1 protein-coding gene is annotated in these 1,025 nt (G+C 65.8%); it reads left to right on the forward strand.

All coding sequences use genetic code 11. The features are described 5' to 3' along the window. On the forward strand, positions 1-1,025 hold a 1,025-nt coding region (locus GOB82_RS13205), incomplete at both ends, for a transketolase C-terminal domain-containing protein (RefSeq protein WP_276510355.1).

The following is a 1,025-nucleotide window of genomic DNA, read 5'->3' on the forward strand; positions in this document are numbered from 1 at the left end:
GCCGGGGACAAGTATCACGCCGTGGCCAAGTTCAATGTCGTCACCGGGGAGCAGAAGAAAGGCCCCGCCGGGCCGCCGTCCTACACCTCCGTCTTCGCGCGCGAGCTGGTGCGCCGGGCCGCTACGGATGAGAAACTCACCGCCATTACCGCCGCCATGCCCTCCGGCACGGGGCTGGACGCCTTTGCCAAACACTACCCGAACCGCTTTTTTGATGTGGGCATTGCCGAACAGCATGCCGTGACCTTTGCCGCGGGCATGGCCACGGAAGGGCTGCGGCCGTTCTGCGCCATCTACTCCTCCTTCCTCCAACGCGCCTATGATCAGGTGATGCATGACGTGGTGCTCCAGAAGCTGCCGGTCCGCTTCGCCATTGACCGCGCCGGTCTGGTGGGGGCGGATGGCGCCACCCATGCGGGCTCGTTCGACATTGCCTATCTGGGCTGCCTGCCCGGCATCAGCATCATGGCTCCGTCTGACGAGGTGGAACTGCTGCACATGACCGCCACGGCCGCCGAATTTGATGAAGGCCCGATTGCCCTGCGCTACCCGCGTGGCAACGGGCTCGGGCTTGAGCTGCCGGCGGAAGGCCAGGTTCTGGAGATCGGCAAGGGCCGGATTATCCGCGAGATGGGCCGTCAGGCCGGGGCGGAGAAAGGCGGCGTTGCCATCCTCTCCCTCGGGCCGCGTCTGGCCGAAGCCCTGAAGGCGGCGGACATGCTGGCCGCCCATGGTCTGGCCCCCACGGTGGCCGATGCCCGCTTCGCCAAGCCGATTGATACCGCGCTGGTGGAAAATCTGGCCCGCAACCATGCGGTGCTGATCACGCTGGAAGAAGGCTCCATTGGCGGATTCGGCGCGCAGGTGGGCCACCATCTGGCCAGCACCGGCCTGCTGGACCATGTGCGCTTCCGCCCCATGACCCTGCCCGATATCTTCATCGATCATAACACCCAGGAAGCCCAGTACGAGCAGGCAGAACTCACCGCCCCCCACATCGTCAAAACCGCTCTCAGCGCGCTGGG

The organism is Acetobacter farinalis, assembly GCF_011516935.1.
Classification (GTDB): domain Bacteria; phylum Pseudomonadota; class Alphaproteobacteria; order Acetobacterales; family Acetobacteraceae; genus Acetobacter; species Acetobacter farinalis.